This window comes from Streptomyces sp. NPDC019890 (assembly GCF_044903445.1).
Classification (GTDB): Bacteria; Actinomycetota; Actinomycetes; order Streptomycetales; family Streptomycetaceae; genus Streptomyces.
In genome coordinates this window covers 14,210-29,782 of record NZ_JBJDQK010000014.1, presented here as the reverse complement: position 1 = coordinate 29,782, position 15,573 = coordinate 14,210, and the positions used below count along the sequence as shown (strand labels likewise).

The 15,573-nt window shown below is 70.3% G+C and carries 15 protein-coding genes and 1 pseudogene; 3 read left to right on the top strand and 13 right to left on the bottom strand.

What is annotated here, in order from left to right; all coding sequences use genetic code 11:
• The first annotated feature begins 6 nt into the window (after window positions 1-6).
• Window positions 7-639 (top strand): response regulator transcription factor, encoded by a 633-nt coding sequence (locus ACI2LP_RS29545; RefSeq protein WP_360874871.1) that lies wholly within the window; start codon window positions 7-9, stop codon window positions 637-639.
• 34 nt (window positions 640-673) lie between these two features.
• Here ACI2LP_RS29545 and ACI2LP_RS29540 read toward each other — a convergent pair whose 3' ends face one another.
• The 7 genes from ACI2LP_RS29540 to ACI2LP_RS29510 form a co-directional block, all read right to left on the bottom strand.
• On the bottom strand, window positions 674-1,495 hold the full coding sequence (locus tag ACI2LP_RS29540; RefSeq protein WP_404727582.1) for a hypothetical protein: 822 nt from the start codon (window positions 1,493-1,495) through the stop codon (window positions 674-676).
• Window positions 1,495-2,031 (bottom strand): SigE family RNA polymerase sigma factor, encoded by a 537-nt coding sequence (locus ACI2LP_RS29535; RefSeq protein WP_404727581.1) that lies wholly within the window; start codon window positions 2,029-2,031, stop codon window positions 1,495-1,497. Before ACI2LP_RS29535 ends, ACI2LP_RS29540 begins: the two co-directional genes overlap by 1 nt.
• Before the next feature lie 84 nt (window positions 2,032-2,115).
• Window positions 2,116-3,603 carry an MFS transporter gene (locus ACI2LP_RS29530; RefSeq protein ID WP_404727580.1) on the bottom strand — a complete coding sequence of 496 codons (1,488 nt, stop codon included), beginning with the start codon at window positions 3,601-3,603 and terminating at the stop codon, window positions 2,116-2,118.
• A gap of 73 nt (window positions 3,604-3,676) precedes the next feature.
• A complete protein-coding gene (locus ACI2LP_RS29525; RefSeq protein ID WP_404727579.1) occupies window positions 3,677-4,867 on the bottom strand; it encodes a lipid-transfer protein in 1,191 nt (396 codons plus the stop codon).
• Window positions 4,868-4,961: 94 nt separating this feature from the next.
• Window positions 4,962-5,633: a response regulator gene (locus ACI2LP_RS29520; RefSeq protein ID WP_404727684.1), complete on the bottom strand. Its 672-nt coding sequence runs from the start codon at window positions 5,631-5,633 to the stop codon at window positions 4,962-4,964.
• 20 nt (window positions 5,634-5,653) lie between these two features.
• Entirely contained in the window at window positions 5,654-6,826 is a 1,173-nt protein-coding gene (locus ACI2LP_RS29515) for a sensor histidine kinase (protein ID WP_404727578.1), read from the bottom strand.
• A 60-nt stretch (window positions 6,827-6,886) separates the two neighbouring features.
• Window positions 6,887-7,372: a hypothetical protein gene (locus tag ACI2LP_RS29510; protein ID WP_404727577.1), complete on the bottom strand. Its 486-nt coding sequence runs from the start codon at window positions 7,370-7,372 to the stop codon at window positions 6,887-6,889.
• A gap of 250 nt (window positions 7,373-7,622) precedes the next feature.
• Here ACI2LP_RS29510 and ACI2LP_RS29505 point away from each other — a divergent pair, with 250 nt between their 5' ends.
• Complete coding sequence (locus ACI2LP_RS29505) at window positions 7,623-8,159, top strand: hypothetical protein (RefSeq protein WP_404727576.1); 537 nt, start codon at window positions 7,623-7,625, stop codon at window positions 8,157-8,159.
• Window positions 8,160-8,224: 65 nt separating this feature from the next.
• Here ACI2LP_RS29505 and ACI2LP_RS29500 read toward each other — a convergent pair whose 3' ends face one another.
• Window positions 8,225-8,557, bottom strand: coding sequence for an acyl-CoA dehydrogenase family protein (locus ACI2LP_RS29500; RefSeq protein WP_404727683.1), 333 nt, complete (start codon window positions 8,555-8,557; stop codon window positions 8,225-8,227).
• A pseudogene (locus tag ACI2LP_RS29495) lies at window positions 8,488-8,640 on the bottom strand (hypothetical protein); the annotation flags it as partial. The gene ACI2LP_RS29500 and the pseudogene ACI2LP_RS29495, both read right to left, overlap by 70 nt.
• Before the next feature lie 171 nt (window positions 8,641-8,811).
• Between ACI2LP_RS29495 and ACI2LP_RS29490 the strand changes: the two are divergent.
• Window positions 8,812-10,722, top strand: a complete 1,911-nt coding sequence (locus ACI2LP_RS29490) for an amino acid transporter (protein ID WP_404727682.1) — start codon at window positions 8,812-8,814, stop codon at window positions 10,720-10,722.
• Window positions 10,723-10,742: 20 nt separating this feature from the next.
• On the opposite strand, the gene ACI2LP_RS29485 is transcribed toward ACI2LP_RS29490, so the two are convergent.
• The 4 genes from ACI2LP_RS29485 to ACI2LP_RS29470 form a co-directional block, all read right to left on the bottom strand.
• Window positions 10,743-11,429, bottom strand: coding sequence for a response regulator (locus tag ACI2LP_RS29485; RefSeq protein ID WP_404727575.1), 687 nt, complete (start codon window positions 11,427-11,429; stop codon window positions 10,743-10,745).
• Window positions 11,430-11,476: 47 nt separating this feature from the next.
• Window positions 11,477-14,020: an ATP-binding protein gene (locus tag ACI2LP_RS29480; RefSeq protein WP_404727681.1), complete on the bottom strand. Its 2,544-nt coding sequence runs from the start codon at window positions 14,018-14,020 to the stop codon at window positions 11,477-11,479.
• Window positions 14,021-14,050: 30 nt separating this feature from the next.
• Window positions 14,051-14,734 (bottom strand): response regulator, encoded by a 684-nt coding sequence (locus ACI2LP_RS29475; RefSeq protein WP_404727574.1) that lies wholly within the window; start codon window positions 14,732-14,734, stop codon window positions 14,051-14,053.
• A gap of 112 nt (window positions 14,735-14,846) precedes the next feature.
• The gene (locus ACI2LP_RS29470) at window positions 14,847-15,569 is read right to left on the bottom strand and encodes a potassium-transporting ATPase subunit C (RefSeq protein ID WP_404727573.1); all 723 of its coding nucleotides are present in this window, start codon (window positions 15,567-15,569) and stop codon (window positions 14,847-14,849) included.
• Window positions 15,570-15,573: the final 4 nt, after the last annotated feature.

Here is a 15,573-nt window from a genome sequence, read left to right as displayed (position 1 = left end):
GAAGAGATGCCCCGGGACCATCGGCCCGCCAAGTCCGTACGGGTCCTCCTCGCCGAGGATCAGGGCATGATGCGCGGCGCGCTCGCCCTCCTTCTCGGGCTTGAGGAGGACATCGAGGTCGTCGCCCAGGTCGGCCGGGGCGACGCCATCGTCGATGCCGCGCTCACCTCGCGGCCCGATGTGGCCCTGCTGGACATCGAGTTGCCCGGATGCAGTGGTCTCGACGCGGCCGCGCAGCTGCGGGACGAGGTGCCCGACTGCCGGGTGCTGATCCTCACCACCTTCGGTCGGCCCGGCTATCTGCGCCGGGCGATGGAGGCCGGGGCCGCCGGGTTCCTCGTCAAGGACGGGCCCGTCGAGGAGCTGGCCGAGGCAATTCGACGGGTGCTGACCGGGGAGACGGTGATCGATCCGGCGCTCGCCGCGGCCGCGTTGAGCGCGGGGCCGAGTCCGCTGACCGCGCGGGAGCGTGATGTGCTGAACGCCTCGGTGGACGGGGCGACCGTCTCGGACATAGCGGGGGCCCTGCATCTGTCCGAGTCGACCGTACGGAACTATCTCTCCTCCGCGATCGGCAAGACGGGCACCCGCAACCGCATGGAGGCGGTCCGGGCAGCACGTCAGCAGGGCTGGCTGTGACGGCGACGTGCCGTCGGCCGCCTCGCTGCCCGGCTCAGTGCCGGGAGACGACCTTGCCCTCCTTGTCGTAGAGCGTGATGTGAAACGGGCCGGCCTTCTCCGGCATGGCTGCGGCATAGAACTTGTCGGCGACTCCGGGAACGGAAACGAGCCTGGGCCTCAGCTTGGCCTGCCTGCCCCAGCCGATCTCCACCGCGCCGTACTGGCTTCCGACTTCGCCCACCCACACTCCGATGTGCTTGCCACGACGGTTGTATGCACCGCCGCCACCGCTGCCCTGGGAGCTGCTGCCCCCGGGACTGACGGAGGACGATGAGAACATATGCCGCTCGCCACCCTCCACGTAGGAGGCGACGTACCAGATGCTGCCGATGTGCAAGGTGTGGGCAGCCTGTTCCGAGCCCGGCTCTGTGTTCTTGGCCGCAGTGGACAACCCCCCGGGCAGGTCCCCCCGTTCCTCCGCGAGCTGGATCTGCCGCAGCGACTCCTCCTTGGTGCGCGGCGCCCCGTACACCGTGACCTCCGCTTTCCGCACCGCCCCGTCCGGGTACGTGAACGTCCCCAACGACACCGTCACCGGCGTCAGCAAGCCGGGAACCGCCGGCGGGGCCGCCACCCGGTCCGCGCTCCTGATCCCCTCGCCGTCCGTCGCCACCGCCACCGCGAAACCGCCCGCCGGCAGTAGCACGGCCAGCGCTGCCAGCGCTGCCACTCCCGCCCGGCGGCGCGCCCTGCGACGGCGGCCCCCGGCCATCACCGCCGCGGTGGGCACAGGCCCGATCCATACGCTGTCCGCTGCCTCAGCCAGCGCCACGCCCAGCTCCATCTCCAACGCGCTCTGCCGCTCTTCTTCCATCACCAGGTCCCTCGGCTTCCGACTGCGTTCGCCAGGGCGGGTATGGCGCGCAACTTCGCGATCCCCCTGGCTGCATTGCTCTTCACGGCACCCACGGAGCACCCCATGCACTCCGCCGCCTGCACCTCGCTCAGGTCCTCCCAGTAGCGCAGGACCACCGCCTCGCGCTGACGCGGCGGCAGTTGGACCAGTGCGCGCAGCAGCGCCGCCCGGTCGTCGGCCTGAGCGATCCGGTCGCCGCGCTCGGGCAGATCGGAGCCGATTCCGGTGTCGTCGTGCGCCGACAGGTACTCCTTGAGCCGCTTACGGTGCTTGCGGGCATGGGCGTTGACCATGACCCGTCTGACATAGGCGTCCCGGTCATCGGCGGCGCTCACCTTGCGCCAGGCCACATAGACCCGCTCCAGTGACGACTGGACCAAGTCCTCCGCCGCGTGCTGCTCCCCCGTCAACAGATAGGCCGTGCGCAGCAGTTTGGGCCATCGAACGGCCGCGAATTGCTGGAACTCCTCGTCCAGCGTCTGCTTCTCCCCCATGGGCACCTCCTCACACACTGGAGTCCCTGAGGGATCGAAACCGTTGCCTCACCCCGCCGAAGCGCCTCACCCCGCCGGAGTGCCTCACCCCGGCGGAGTGCCCTGCGCGGATTCCTTCGTGGCAGCGGCGCCGGGCAGCCACAGCAGCATCAGCACCGCCGCCGCCAGCAGCACCCCCGTCCCCGTGCGGAACGCCAGCGCGTAACCGGCCGTCAGCGCCTGCGGGTCGGTGCCGCCCGCCGTGCGGGCCGCCGCAACCGTGGAGAGGACGGCCAGCCCCAGCGCACCGCCCATCGTGCGGGAGGTGTTGATCAGCCCCGAGACGAGGCCCGCGTCGCCCGGTGCCGCGCCCGTGGTGGCCAGGGCCGCGAGCGGCGTCGCGGCGAGGCCGACGCCCACCATCATCAGGATGCCGGGGCCGAGGATCGAGGCGGCATAGGTGCCGTCCGCGGTCATCGTGGACTGCCAGCCGAACCCGGTCGCGGCGACCAGCGCCCCGATGACCGCGACGTTCCTGCCACCGGCCCGCACCATCAGGCGGGGCGCGAGCTTCGAGCCGACGATGACGCTGACCGAGCTGGGAATGAGCGCCAGGCCGGCTTGCAGAGGTGTGTAGCCCAGCACGTTCTGCGCGTACACCGTCATGAAGAACCACATGGCGAAGGACGCCGAACCGCACACCAGCATGGCCACGTTCGCCGCGGAGACCGCCCGCGACCGGAACAGCTTCAGCGGCATCAGCGGCACCCCGGTGCGCGCCTCCACGGCCACGAACGCCCCGAGCACAGCGAGCCCGCCGAGCAGCGGCAGCAGCGTGGCGGGCGCGGCCCAGCCCGCCTGTTCGGTCTGCACGATGCCGTACGCGACCGTCGCGAGGCCGCCCGTGACAAGCACCGCGCCCGGCAGATCGAGCCTGCGGCCTCCCCCTCGTCCTTCCGCGGGCGAGGTACCGCCGGTACCCCCACCGGTGAGCCACATGGTCGCACCCGCCAGCACCAGCACGCCGACCGGCACATTGATCAGCAACACCCAGCGCCAGGACAGCAGATCGGTGAGGACCCCGCCGACGAGTCCGCCGGCCGCGCCGCCCGCCGCGCCCACCGCCGTCCAGGTGCCGATCGCCCGGGTCCGCGCCGGACCCGGCGGCACGGCCGCCGTCACGATGGTGAGCGTCGCCGGCGCGAGCACCGCCGCACCGAGCCCCTGGACGGCCCGGGCGACGAGCAGCTGCCAGCCCTCCTGGGCGAGCCCGCCCGCGACGGACGCGGCCGTGAAGAGCCCGAGCCCCACGAGAAACATCCGCTTGCGGCCGAAGATGTCCGCGGCCCGCCCGCCGAGCAGCATGAACCCGGCGAAGGCGATGGAGTACGCGTTGAGGACCCACTGCAGGCCCGTCGTCGTCAGCCCGAGGTCCGCGCGCATCGACGGCAGCGCCACATTGACCACGGACACGTCGAGCACGACGAGGAACTGCCCGGCGCACGCGGCAAGGATCACCGCCCAGGTACGCGCGGGCCGGGCGGTGGTTGTCGGTACGAGGGGCTGGCGGGCGTCTGAGCGGGCTTGGACCATGGGCGTCATGGTCGCAGCCGCCCGGCGGCCCGTACATCAGGAATTCGGTGTACGAGACGGAAGCCCTGGAGACCTAGGACTTCCGCAGCAGGGTGACCACTGCCGCCCCGCCGAGCCCGATGTTGTGCGCGAGCCCCACCCGTGCGCCCGTCACCTGCCGCGGACCCGCCTCGTCCCTCAACTGCCGTACCAGTTCCGCCGCCTGGGCAAGACCGGTCGCGCCGAGCGGATGGCCCTTGGAGATCAGGCCGCCCGAGGGGTTGACCACCCAGCGGCCGCCGTAGGTCGTCGCGCCGGACTCGACGAGTTTGCCGGACTCGCCGTCGTCGCACATGCCCAGCGCCTCGTAGGTGAGGAGTTCGTTGACGGAGAAGCAGTCGTGCAGCTCGACGACGTCGACGTCCTCGATGCCGAGCCCGGACTTCTCGTACACGGCCCGTGCCGCCGCCCGCGACATCGGCTTTCCGACGACGTCGATGCAGGAACCGGAGGCGAAGGACTCCTCGGTGTCGGTGGTCATGGCCTGGGCGGCGATCTCCACCGCGCGCCCGTGCAACCCGTGCCTCACAAGGAAGCGTTCGGAGACGACGACGGCGGCGGCCGAGCCGTCCGACGTGGGCGAGCACTGGAGCTTGGTCAGCGGCCGGTGGATCGTCTTGGCGGCCAGGATCTCGTCGACCGAGTAGACGTCCTGGAACTGGGCGTCGGGATTGTTCGCCGAGTGCCGGTGGTTCTTCGCGCCCACGGCGGCGAGCTGCGCCTCGGTCGTCCCGTACCGCTCCATGTGCTCGCGGGCGGCGTTGCCGAAGATCTGGGCGGTGGGCGGACTCATCTCGAAGCCGTGCGCTGCCGCCATCACCCCGTAGTGCCGGGCGACGGGCGAGGCGCTGAAGTCTCCCCCGTCGGAGCCCGCGCCGAGCGCCCCGCGGGTCATCTTCTCGAAGCCCAGCGCCAGTACGCAGTCGCTGATACCGCCCTCGACGAACTGCCGCGCCATCATCAGCGCCGTCGAGCCCGTCGCGCAGTTGTTGTTGACGTTGTAGACGGGCACGCCGGTCAGACCCAGTTCGTACGCGGCCCGCTGGCCCGCCGTCGAGGCCTGGAAGCAGTAGCCGACGGGCACCTGCTCGACGAGGTCGTACGAGATCCCCGCATCGGCGAGCGCCTGCGTCCCCGACTCCTTCGCCATGTCCCAGTACTGCCAGTCGCGGGTCTCCGGCTTCTCGAACTTCGTCGTACCGACGCCGACGATGTACGCCTTCATGATGCCGCCCCTCTGTCACTATCTGACGATGCGTCAGATAGTGACAGGACCGGGCAGCCGACGGAAGGCCGCGTGCCTTGCCCGGGTGACCGCGTCAGGCACCGGGGCCGGGTTCGGCGTAGCCATGGGTGTAGGCGTAGCGGACGGCCTGGGCGCGGTCGTGGCTTCCGGTCTTGGTGAAGATCCGGTTGATGTGGGTCTTGACCGTGGCGTCGCTGACGACGAGCGTGCGGGCGATCTCGCGGTTGGAGCAGCCAGCGGCGATCAGCCGCAGGACCTCGCTCTCGCGGGCGGTAAGACTGTCCGAGCCCGCCGACCCGTCGGACGCGGTGGGGGCAGTGCCGGTGGCCGCGGCGACGAGGCGTTGCTGGACGTGCGGGTCGAGTACGGCCTGGCCCGCGGCGGCCGCCTTGACGGCGCGTTCGATGTCGGCGCGGGTGGCGTCCTTGGTCAGATAACCCAGGGCTCCGGCCTGAAGTGCGCCCACGATGGAGGTGTCGTCCGCATAGGTGGTCAGCACCACAACCCGGGTGGCGGGGTGCTCGGCCACGATCCGGGCGGTGGCGGCGATCCCGTCGCAGCGCGGCATGTTCAGGTCGATCAGGACCACGTCCGGGGAAGTCGCTGTGACGAGTTCGACGGCGGCTGTCCCGTCCGCTGCCGCTCCGACGACCACGAGGCCGGGCACCGTGCCCAGGAGCAGGGCCAGGCCCTCGCGCACGGTGGACTGGTCGTCCGCGATCACGACGCGGATCGGTGGGTTCATCGGGTCCTCTTCGTGGCTGCTCACGTGGGAATGGTGACGCATACGCGCCAACCGCCGTCGGTTGCCCCAGCGGTGAGTGTGCCGCCGGTCAGCTCGGCCCGCTCGCGCAGCCCGGTCAGTCCCCAGCCGCCGCCGGTCGTGCCGAGCGGCCTGGGCGTGGTCGTGTCGGGAAGTGGGTTGACGGCGGTGAGCCGGACGCGGTCCGGCGCGTAGTCCAAGGTGAGGGCGACGGGTTGGCCGGGGGCATGCTTGGCGGCATTGCTGAGGGCTTCCTGGGCGGTGCGGTACAGGGCGAGCGTCGCGTCCGCCTCGATACGCCGCCAGGTTCCACTGATGTGCAGGCTCAGCCGGACCTTCTCGTCCGCGCTCCGGCGGGTGCCGATCAGCGCGGTGAGCAGGTCGGGCAGGGAGGTGGTGTCCTCACGCAGCGCGTGGACGGCCCGGCGGGTCTCGCTCAGCCCCTCCCGGGTCAACTGCCCTGCGCTGTCGACGCAGCCGATGGCCTTGGCGAGGCTCGGATCGCCCGAGGGCAGGGAGTCCGCGGCCAGCAGGGCGCGGGCGGCCTCCAGTTGCAGGGCCAGGCCGCCCAGCGTGTGGGCGAGGATGTCGTGGATCTCGCGGGCGATGCGGGTGCGTTCCGCCAGAGCGGCGGCGTGGGCCTCGGCCTGCCGCGCCCGCTGGGTCTGGGCGAGGAGAAGTTCGGCCTGGTCGGCGCGTTGGGTGTAACCCAGGCGGATGAATCCCGCGCCCAGTCCGGCGCCGATCAGGACGAGATAGCCGAGCATCGTCGCGGTGCTGCCGCCCACCGTCAGCACCGAGGCGGTGAGCGCGAGTGCAGCCCCGACGGCGATGGCGATGGACACCTCCGTCTTCAGGACGCCTCCTGCGGCGAGGGCGGCGACGGCGGCAACCGCGATGGCCGGGCTGTGCGGCGTCAGCCCACCGAGCAGCCCGCCGGACAGCGCCATGGTGGCGAGTGCGGCCGTCGTCACACGCATGTGCCGCTCGTTGAGCAGCCAGCCGACCCAGCCCACCGCTGCCACGATCAAGGCGCAGCTGATGGCCAGTTGACGGCCGTGCCACCCGGGGTGCGGCTGCGCGGCGGAAGTGGTCGCCAGCAGAGCCACCAGGCCCGCGACCCGCATCGCCCGGATTCCCCAGACGAACGCGGGACGCTCTCGGATGGTCGTCAAAGGCACTGACATCGTGGCCGCTCTCCATGATGGGGATGACGTGTCGGGGAAGTCCGCCCGCTACCGCCCGGGCGCGGCAGTGGCCGGGGGCAGGCCCGCGACGGCCGCCCGGCGGGTCACCACGACCGCCTCCGCCCCCAGCGTGAGCCCCAACGTGAGCAGCAGGCTACTGGTGCCCGTGACGGCGTCGGCCCCCGCTGCGTGCGCGGCCAGTCCCAGCCCGACGCGCGCGGCCACCAACGCGGCCCAGATGGCCAGCGTCGACCAGCGGTAGCGCTGCCACAGCCGGCCGTCCCGCCCGGACAGTTCGATCGTCGTGGCCCGCGCCGCCCCCAGGAGCAGCGCCACGGCGCACATCAGTACCAGCATGCCGACGTCCGTTGCACTGAGCGCCTCCGAAGCGCGTCTGAGGTCGGCGGCACCGACCGCGGTCAGCGCCAGCGGCACCGTGGACATCCGCTTGGCGACCACCGCCTCTCCCCGCAACCGTCTGACGACGACGAAGCCAACGAGTACGGCCACCAAGGCGATCCGTGCAGCATCCATCGCGGCTCACTTCCGTCCTGATCGTTGCGCCCTGCCCGTGTGGCCGAGCGGCACACGACGAACGTAGGAACGCGGTGGGTGGACCGGCGTCAACTGCTGGTTGTGCCCTGGGTTGAGGCTGGCGCCTCCACCCGCCGTCAACCCCCCTTCCACCCCCGGTTCGACGCCCCGGAGCCATGCCGATTCCTAGCGTGGGAGGCGTTCCACCACCCATGAGCCCACCACCCCCGACAACCCGGAGGAAGCCGCCATGAGCGCCAGCGTCTGGATCATCAACCTCGCAGTCCTGACCGCCGTCCTGGAATCCGACCTCGGGCGGCGCAAGATCGGCTGGTTCCGTCTGGCCCGACCTCTCCTGCTGGCCGGTGCCGTCATCCCGGTCTTCATCAAGAACGGAGCCACTTCGGGGAACGGACTCACCCTGGAGATCACCGGTGCCGCCACGGGCATCCTGCTGGGCCTGCTGGCAGCCGCGTTGATGCCCGTCGAGTACGACACCGCCAAGTCCAGCGCCTTCTCCCGCGCCGGCGCGGCCTACGCGGCTCTGTGGGCCGCCGTGATCGGCGCCCGCCTGTACTTCGCCTACGCCTCCGTCCACGTCTTTCCCACCCAGCTCGGCCACTGGCTCGCCACCCACCGCATCACCCCCGACGCCCTGACCGACTCCCTGATCTTCCTCGCCATGGGCATGCTTCTGTCCCGCACCCTCACCCTGCTCGCCAAGTCCGGCCGCGCCCGCCACAACACCCTGCGCGCCCCCGGAGCCCCGGCCCTCGTCCGCCTCTGAGCAATGCCGGCGCGACCCGACGACCGAGGGCTGTCACCCCGCACATCGCGGGGTGACGGCCCTGTTCAGTCCCGCGGCAGCCCCAGAATCCGTTCCGCGACGACGTTGAGCTGAACCTGTGTGGTGCCGCCCGCGATGGTCAGACAGCGCGACATGAGAAAGCCGTGCACAGCCCGCCCACCGGCTCGTTCTCGCAACGCGCCCTCGGGGCCGAGCAGTTCGAGACCCAGCTGGCGACCTTCTGCTGGTGGGCGGGTCTGGACGAGTTTGCGTACGCTCGCGCCGCGCGCCCCGTTTCCTCCAGGACGACGGCCAGGTCGAGGATCGTCCCTCCTGCGCCGCCGCACGCCTCGGCAAGATGCACGCCGAGCAGCCCTTGTTCGGTGGCGCCGTCCCAGTAGCCGGGGCGGCCGACCGCGTGTGGCGCCGTGGCCGGCCGACCGCCGCGGCGAGGTGCTCCGGCCGAGGCGCCAAGGCTCACATCGACTAACCCTGACCAGCCGAATCACCCTCGGGCCGCGTTGCGTACGCTGATCGGGCCGTCCCCACGACGGCGGATTCCTTTTGCGTACGACAGGAGTACCCGGTGGCCAGTCCCACCCCTACGGCTTCCGATTCCGCTGTCACCCCACGGCAGCGCCTGCGCGCGTGGATGCTGGAAGGCCTGTCCGACATGGCCAGGCACCAGCAGGGGCCGCAGGCCGAGACGGAACCCGCGCCCGCGCACAAGGGGCAGCGATGGTGGCGGGTGATGTGCCTGACCGGCGTCGACTACTTCTCCACGCTGGGCTATCAGCCGGGCATCGCCGCGCTCGCGGCCGGGCTGCTGTCGCCGGTGGCCACAATCGTGCTGGTGATCGTGACCCTGGCGGGCGCGCTGCCGGTGTACCGGCGGGTGGCGGAGGAGAGCCCGCACGGCGAGGGCTCGATCGCCATGCTGGAGCGCTTGTTGTCGTTCTGGAAGGGCAAGCTGTTCGTTCTGACCCTGCTCGGCTTCGCGGCCACCGACTTCCTGATCACCATCACCCTGTCGGCGGCGGACGCCTCCACGCACCTGGTGGAGAATCCGCATGTGCCCAGCGTGCTGCAGGGGCAGCAGTTGGTCGTCACGCTGGTGCTCGTCGCCCTGCTGGGGGCGGTGTTCCTCAAGGGCTTCCTGGAGGCGATCGGCGTAGCCGTCGTCCTGGTCGGCCTGTATCTGGCCCTCAACGCGGTCGTCGTGGTCGTGGGCCTGTGGCACGTCGCCACCGCCGCGCACGTGGTCACCGACTGGTCCAGCGCCCTGACCGCCGAGCACGGAAACGTTGTGGCCATGGTCGGGGTGGCGCTGCTGGTCTTTCCCAAGCTGGCGCTGGGCCTGTCCGGCTTCGAGACCGGCGTGGCGGTCATGCCGCACGTCGAGGGCGACGCCGGCGACACCGAGGAGAAGCCCGCAGGGCGTATCCGCGGCACGAAGACGCTGCTGACCACCGCCGCGCTGATCATGAGCGTGTTCCTGATCGCCACCAGTTTCATCACCACCCTCCTCATCCCGGAGAAGGAGTTCGAGCCGGGCGGCGAGGCCAACGGGCGCGCGCTCGCGTATCTGGCGCACGAGTACCTCGGAGGTGGCTTCGGCACCGTCTACGACGTCGCGACCATCGCCATCCTGTGGTTCGCCGGTGCCTCCGCCATGGCCGGACTGCTCAACCTGATGCCGCGCTACCTGCCCCGCTACGGCATGGCCCCGCACTGGGCGCGCGCCGTGCGCCCGATGGTGATCGTCTTCATCCTGGTGGCGTTCCTGGTCACCTGGATCTTCGACGCCGACGTCGACGCCCAGGGCGGTGCCTACGCCACCGGCGTGCTGGTGCTGATCTGTTCCGCGGCCATCGCGGTGACCATCGCTGCCCGCCGTGCCGGGCAGCGCAACTGGACCATCGGCTTCGCCGTCATCTCCGCGGTCTTCCTCTACACCACCGTGGTCAACGTCATCGAGCGGCCCGACGGTGTGAAGATCGGCGCCTGCTTCATCGCGGGGATCATCCTCGTCTCGCTCCTGTCCCGGCTCGCCCGCGCCTTCGAGCTGCGGGTCACCAGCGTGACCCTGGACGACATGGCCGAGCGGTTCGTACGGGACATCGCCAGCCGCAGGATCAGGTTCATCGCCAACGAACCCGACAACCGCGACATCACCGAGTACCGCGAGAAGATCGAGCAGATCCGGGCGGACAACGACGTCCCGGCCCAGGACGACTTCGTCTTCGTGGAGGTCACCGTCCTCGACCCCTCGGAGTTCGAGGCCGGTCTGAACGTACGCGGCGAAGTGCTGCACGGCCGCTACCGGGTCCTGACCCTGGAGTCCTCCTCCATCCCCAACGCCCTGGCTGCCCTGCTCCTGCACGTCCGCAACACCACCGGGCAGCGCCCGCACATCTACTTCGAATGGACCGAGGGCAACCCCTTCACCAACTTCCTCCGCTTCTTCCTCTTCGGCCAGGGAGAAGTCGCCCCGGTCACACGCGAAGTCCTGCGCGAGGCCGAGCCCATCCGGTCGAAGCGCCCCCGCGTCCACGTCGGCTGACCGCGGGCAACAGCCTGGCATCAGCGCTCGAAGCGGTATCCCATGCCCGGCTCGGTCACAAAGTGCTTCGGGTGCGAAGGATCGGCCTCCAGCTTGCGCCGCAGCTGGGCCATGTAGACCCGCAGATAGTTGGTCTCGGTGCCGTACGAGGGGCCCCAGACCTCCTGGAGCAGCTGCTTCTGGCTCACCAGCCGCCCGGCGTTGCGTACCAGCACCTCAAGCAGATGCCATTCGGTCGGCGTCAGCCGCACATCGCGCCCGTCCCGCTGCACCTTCTTCGCCGCGAGATCGACGGCGAAACCCTCCGTCTCGACGATCACCACATCGTCGTCCCCGCCGCCGACCGGCTCGGCCCTGCGGACCGCGGCGCGCAGCCGGGCCAGCAGCTCGTCCATACCGAAGGGCTTGGTGACGTAGTCGTCGGCGCCTGCGTCCAGCGCCTCGACCTTTTCGTCGGAGGTGTGCCGGGCGGACAGGACCAGGATCGGGACCCGGGTCCAGCCGCGCAGACCCCTGATCACCTCAACGCCGTCCATGTCGGGCAGACCCAGGTCGAGCACGACGGCATCGGGGTGGCGGGCCGCCGCCAGCTTGAGCGCGGTCGCACCGTCGGCAGCCGCGTCCACCTCGTACTTGCGCGCCTTCAGATTGATCACAAGGGCGCGTACGATCTGCGGCTCGTCGTCGACCACGAGCACCCGGGTCATTGCCAGCCTGCCTTTCTCCACTGTCGTCTCTGCACTGGTCCGCCCGGTCATGAGGTGCCCCAGGCGGGAAGTTCGGGGCTGACCGGAGCGAGGCCGGGCGCCGCGCCGAGGGTGAGGACCATTGTCATGCCGCCGCCGGGGGTGTCCTCGGCGGTGAGGGTGCCGCCCATGGCCTCGACGAAGCCGCGCGCGACCGCGAGGCCGAGGCCCACTCCGGCACCGCGTGGAGCGTCACCGTAGCGCTGGAACGGCTCAAAAATCCGCTCTTTTGCGTCATCGGGGACGCCGGGTCCGCGGTCCGCGACCCGCAGTTCGACCCGGTCGCCCAGCGCGCTCGCCGACACGGCGACCGGTGTGGCGTCGGGGCTGTACTTGACGGCGTTCTCAACGAGGTTTGCGACGGCCCGCTCCAGCAGGCCCCGGTCGACAGCCACCATCGGCAGCGTCTCCGGGATATCCAGTTCGACGCTCTCCACAGGCACTCCGACGAGCGCCATCGGGACAACCTCGTCGAGGTCGGTCACCCGGATCAGCGGGGCGACGGTGCCAGTCTGCAGCCGGGACATGTCGAGCAGGTTGCCGACGAGATGGTCGAGCCGATCGGCGCCGTCCTCGATGGCTTCGAGGAGCTCCGCCTCGTCCTCCTCGGACCACTCGACGTCGTCCGAGCGCAGGGAGGTGACCGACGCCTTGATGCTCGCCAGTGGGGTACGCAGGTCGTGGCTGACGGCGGCCAGCAGGGCGGTGCGGATGCGGTTGCCCTCGGCCAGCTCGCGGGCCTGCGCCGCCTCGCCGACCAGGCGCTGGCGGTCCAGTACGACGGCGGCCTGGGCGGCGAAGGCGGAGAGCACGCGGCGGTCCTCGGCGGGCAGGACCCGGCCCGAGAGGGCCAGCGCCAGGTGGTCGCCGACGGGCATGTCGACGTCCGCGTCCTCCGGCCGTATGACCGCGCGGGGGCCGACGCTCCCGGTGCAGGTCCATGGCGCGATGTCGCTCTCCCGCTCCAGCAGCGCCACCGACTCCATGCCGAAGGTCTCCCGTACCCGCTCCAGCAGTGCCTCCAGGCTCGTGTCGCCGCGCAGCACACTGCCGGCCAGGAAGGAGAGGATCTCGGACTCGGCACGCAGCCGCGCGGCCTGGTGGGTGCGGCGTGCGGCCAGGTCGACGACGGAGGCCACCGAGATCGCCACCGCGACGAAGATCACGATGGCGACGATGTTCTTGGGGTCGGCGATGGTCAGCCGATGCAGCGGCGGGGTGAAGTAGTAGTTCAGCAGCAGCGAGCCGAAGGCCGCGGAGGCCAGCGCCGGCAGCAGCCCGCCGACCATGGCCGCGGCCACGGTCAGCGCCAGGAAGAGCAGCATGTCGTTGGCGAGGCCGAGGTCCGCATCCACATTGGTCAGCAGCACCGTCAGCAGGGCGGGGCCGGCCACGCCCACCAGCCAGCCCCAGATGATCCTGGAGCGGCCGAGCCGCGCCCCGCGTGCGACCGGCAGGCCGCGTCCCTGCGCCACCGCTTCGTGGGTGACGATGTGGACGTCGAGATCGGGTCCCGAGTCCCGGGCGACGGTGGCGCTGACGCCGGGGCCGAGGATGTACTGCCACGTCCTGCGGCGGCTGACGCCGAGCACGATCTGGGTGGCGTTCACCCCGCGCGCGAACTCCAGCAGGGCGGACGGGACATCCTCCCCTATGACGTGGTGGAAGGTGCCGCCGAGGTCCTCGACGAGCGTGCGCTGGACCGCCAGCTCCTTCGGCGACGCGGAGGTCAGCCCGTCGCTGCGGGCGATGTAGACCGCCAGAACCTCGCCGCCGGCACCCTTCTCCGCCAGCCGGGCGGCACGGCGGATGAGAGTGCGGCCCTCGGGGCCGCCGGTGAGTCCGACGACGATCCGCTCACGGGCCTGCCAGGTGGAGCGGATGTTGTGCTCGCCCCGGTACTCGCGGAGATACTCGTCGACCCGGTCCGCGACCCAGAGCAGCGCCAGCTCACGCAGGGCGGTGAGATTTCCCGGGCGGAAGTAGTTGGAGAGGGCCGCGTCGAGCTTGTCCGGCTTGTAGATGTTTCCGTGAGCCATCCGGCGGCGCAGCGCCTGCGGGGACATGTCGACCAGCTCGATCTGGTCGGCCCGGCGGACCACCTCGTCGGGTACGGTCTCCCGCTGCCGTACGCCGGTTATGGACTCGACCACGTCACCGAGCGACTCCAGGTGCTGGATGTTCACCGTGGAGACGACGTCGATACCCGCATCGAGGAGCTCCTCGACATCTCGCCAGCGCTTGGCGTTGCGGGAGCCGGGGACGTTGGTGTGCGCGAGTTCGTCGACGAGGGCGACGGCCGGGTGGCGTTCCAGGACCGCGTCCACGTCCATCTCGGTGAAGACTGTGTCCCGGTACTCGATCTCACGCCGCTCGATCTGTTCCAGGCCGTGCAGCATCACTTCGGTGCGCGGCCGGTCGTGGTGCTCCACGAAGGCGACCACGCAGTCGGTGCCGCGTTCGATACGGCGGTGCGCCTCGGCGAGCATCGCGTACGTCTTGCCGACGCCCGGTGCCGCGCCGAGGTAGATCCGAAGCTTGCCGCGTGCCATTGTTCCGATCTTCATGGTTGTGGGGACACTTCACATCTCGAAGCGGTAGCCCATGCCCGGAGCGGTGATGAGATACCTGGGATGTGAAGGGTCTGCTTCGAGTTTGCGCCTCAGCTGGGCCATGTAGACGCGGAGGTAGTTGGCCTGCGTGCCGTAGGCCGGGCCCCACACTTCTTGCAGGAGGTGCTTCTGGGTGACAAGTCTCCCGCGATTGTGGATGAGGATTTCCAGCAGGTGCCATTCGGTCGGGGTGAGGCGGACGTCGCACCCGTCACGCTTGACCTTCTTCGCCAGGAGATCGACGGTGAAGTCCTCCGTCGTGACGATCACCGACTCGTCGGTGGGCGTCGCAGTGGCTGTTCGGCGGGATGCGGCCCGCAGCCGGGCCAGCAGCTCGTCCATGCTGAAGGGCTTCGTGACGTAGTCGTCGGCGCCCGCGTCGAGTGCTTCGACCTTCTCGTCCGAGGTCCGGCGGGCGGAGACCACCAGGATCGGCACCCGGGTCCAGCCGCGAAGGCCCTTGATCACGTCGGTGCCGTCCATGTCGGGCAGCCCGAGGTCCAGCAGTACGACGTCCGGGCGGCGCGCGGCGGCGAGCCGAAGGGCCGTTTCCCCGTCGGGCGCGGAGTCCACCTCGTACTTGCGTGCTCTCAGATTGATCTCGAGAGCCCGTACGAGCTGCGGTTCGTCCTCCACCACAAGCACCCGGGTCATCGGCGTGCCGCCTTTCTGTGCGCGAGGGTTGTGCGGTCCTGGACCGAGGCGGGAGCCGGCGACCCCAGGAGAACCCTGTGGCCTCGGACTCCCGCCTGCTGCCATAACAAGATCACTTCTCGATGAGTTCCTTGAGCGCGATATTGAGCTGAAGGACGTTCACCGTCGACTCACCCATGAAGCCGAGGATCCGGCCGTCGGTGTGCTCCTTGACGAGCTTGTCGACCTCGGCGACGGAGAGGTGGTTCTTCTCGGCGACGCGGTGGATCTGGAGCTTTGCGTACGCCGGGGAGATGTCGGGGTCCAGGCCGGAGCCGGAGGAGGTGACGGCGTCGGCCGGCACGTCCGAGGGCTTGACCTTGTAGGTGGCGGTGGAGTTGTCCGCGATCACGGCGTCCTGGGCGGTGACGACCTGGGCGCAGAGACTGCCTTCCGCCATCTTCTTCGGGTCCGTCGGGCAGCGGCCGTCCTTCGCGCCGTTGTCGCCGGACCGGTTGGTCGCGCCGGACAGGATGATCGAGTACTGCGTGTTGACGCTGTTGGTGGCGAGGCCGTTGGACGGGCGCGGCTGGAACCACTTCAGGTCCAGGACCGCGGCCTCCTCCGCGTCGTTGGGGTCCTTCTTCGGCTGGTTGTACGTCTGCCCGATCAGCTCGGAGCCGACCACCTTGCCGCCGGACTTGATCTCGGAGCCGTTGGCCTTGTCGTTGAACAGGGCCTGCGCGACACCGGTGACGGCGAGCGGGTAGATGACGCCGCAGATGACGGTCAGGACGAGCAGGGCCCGGAGCCCGGCCCCGATCAACCGTGCGGTGCTGCCTACAGAGTTGTTCATGACA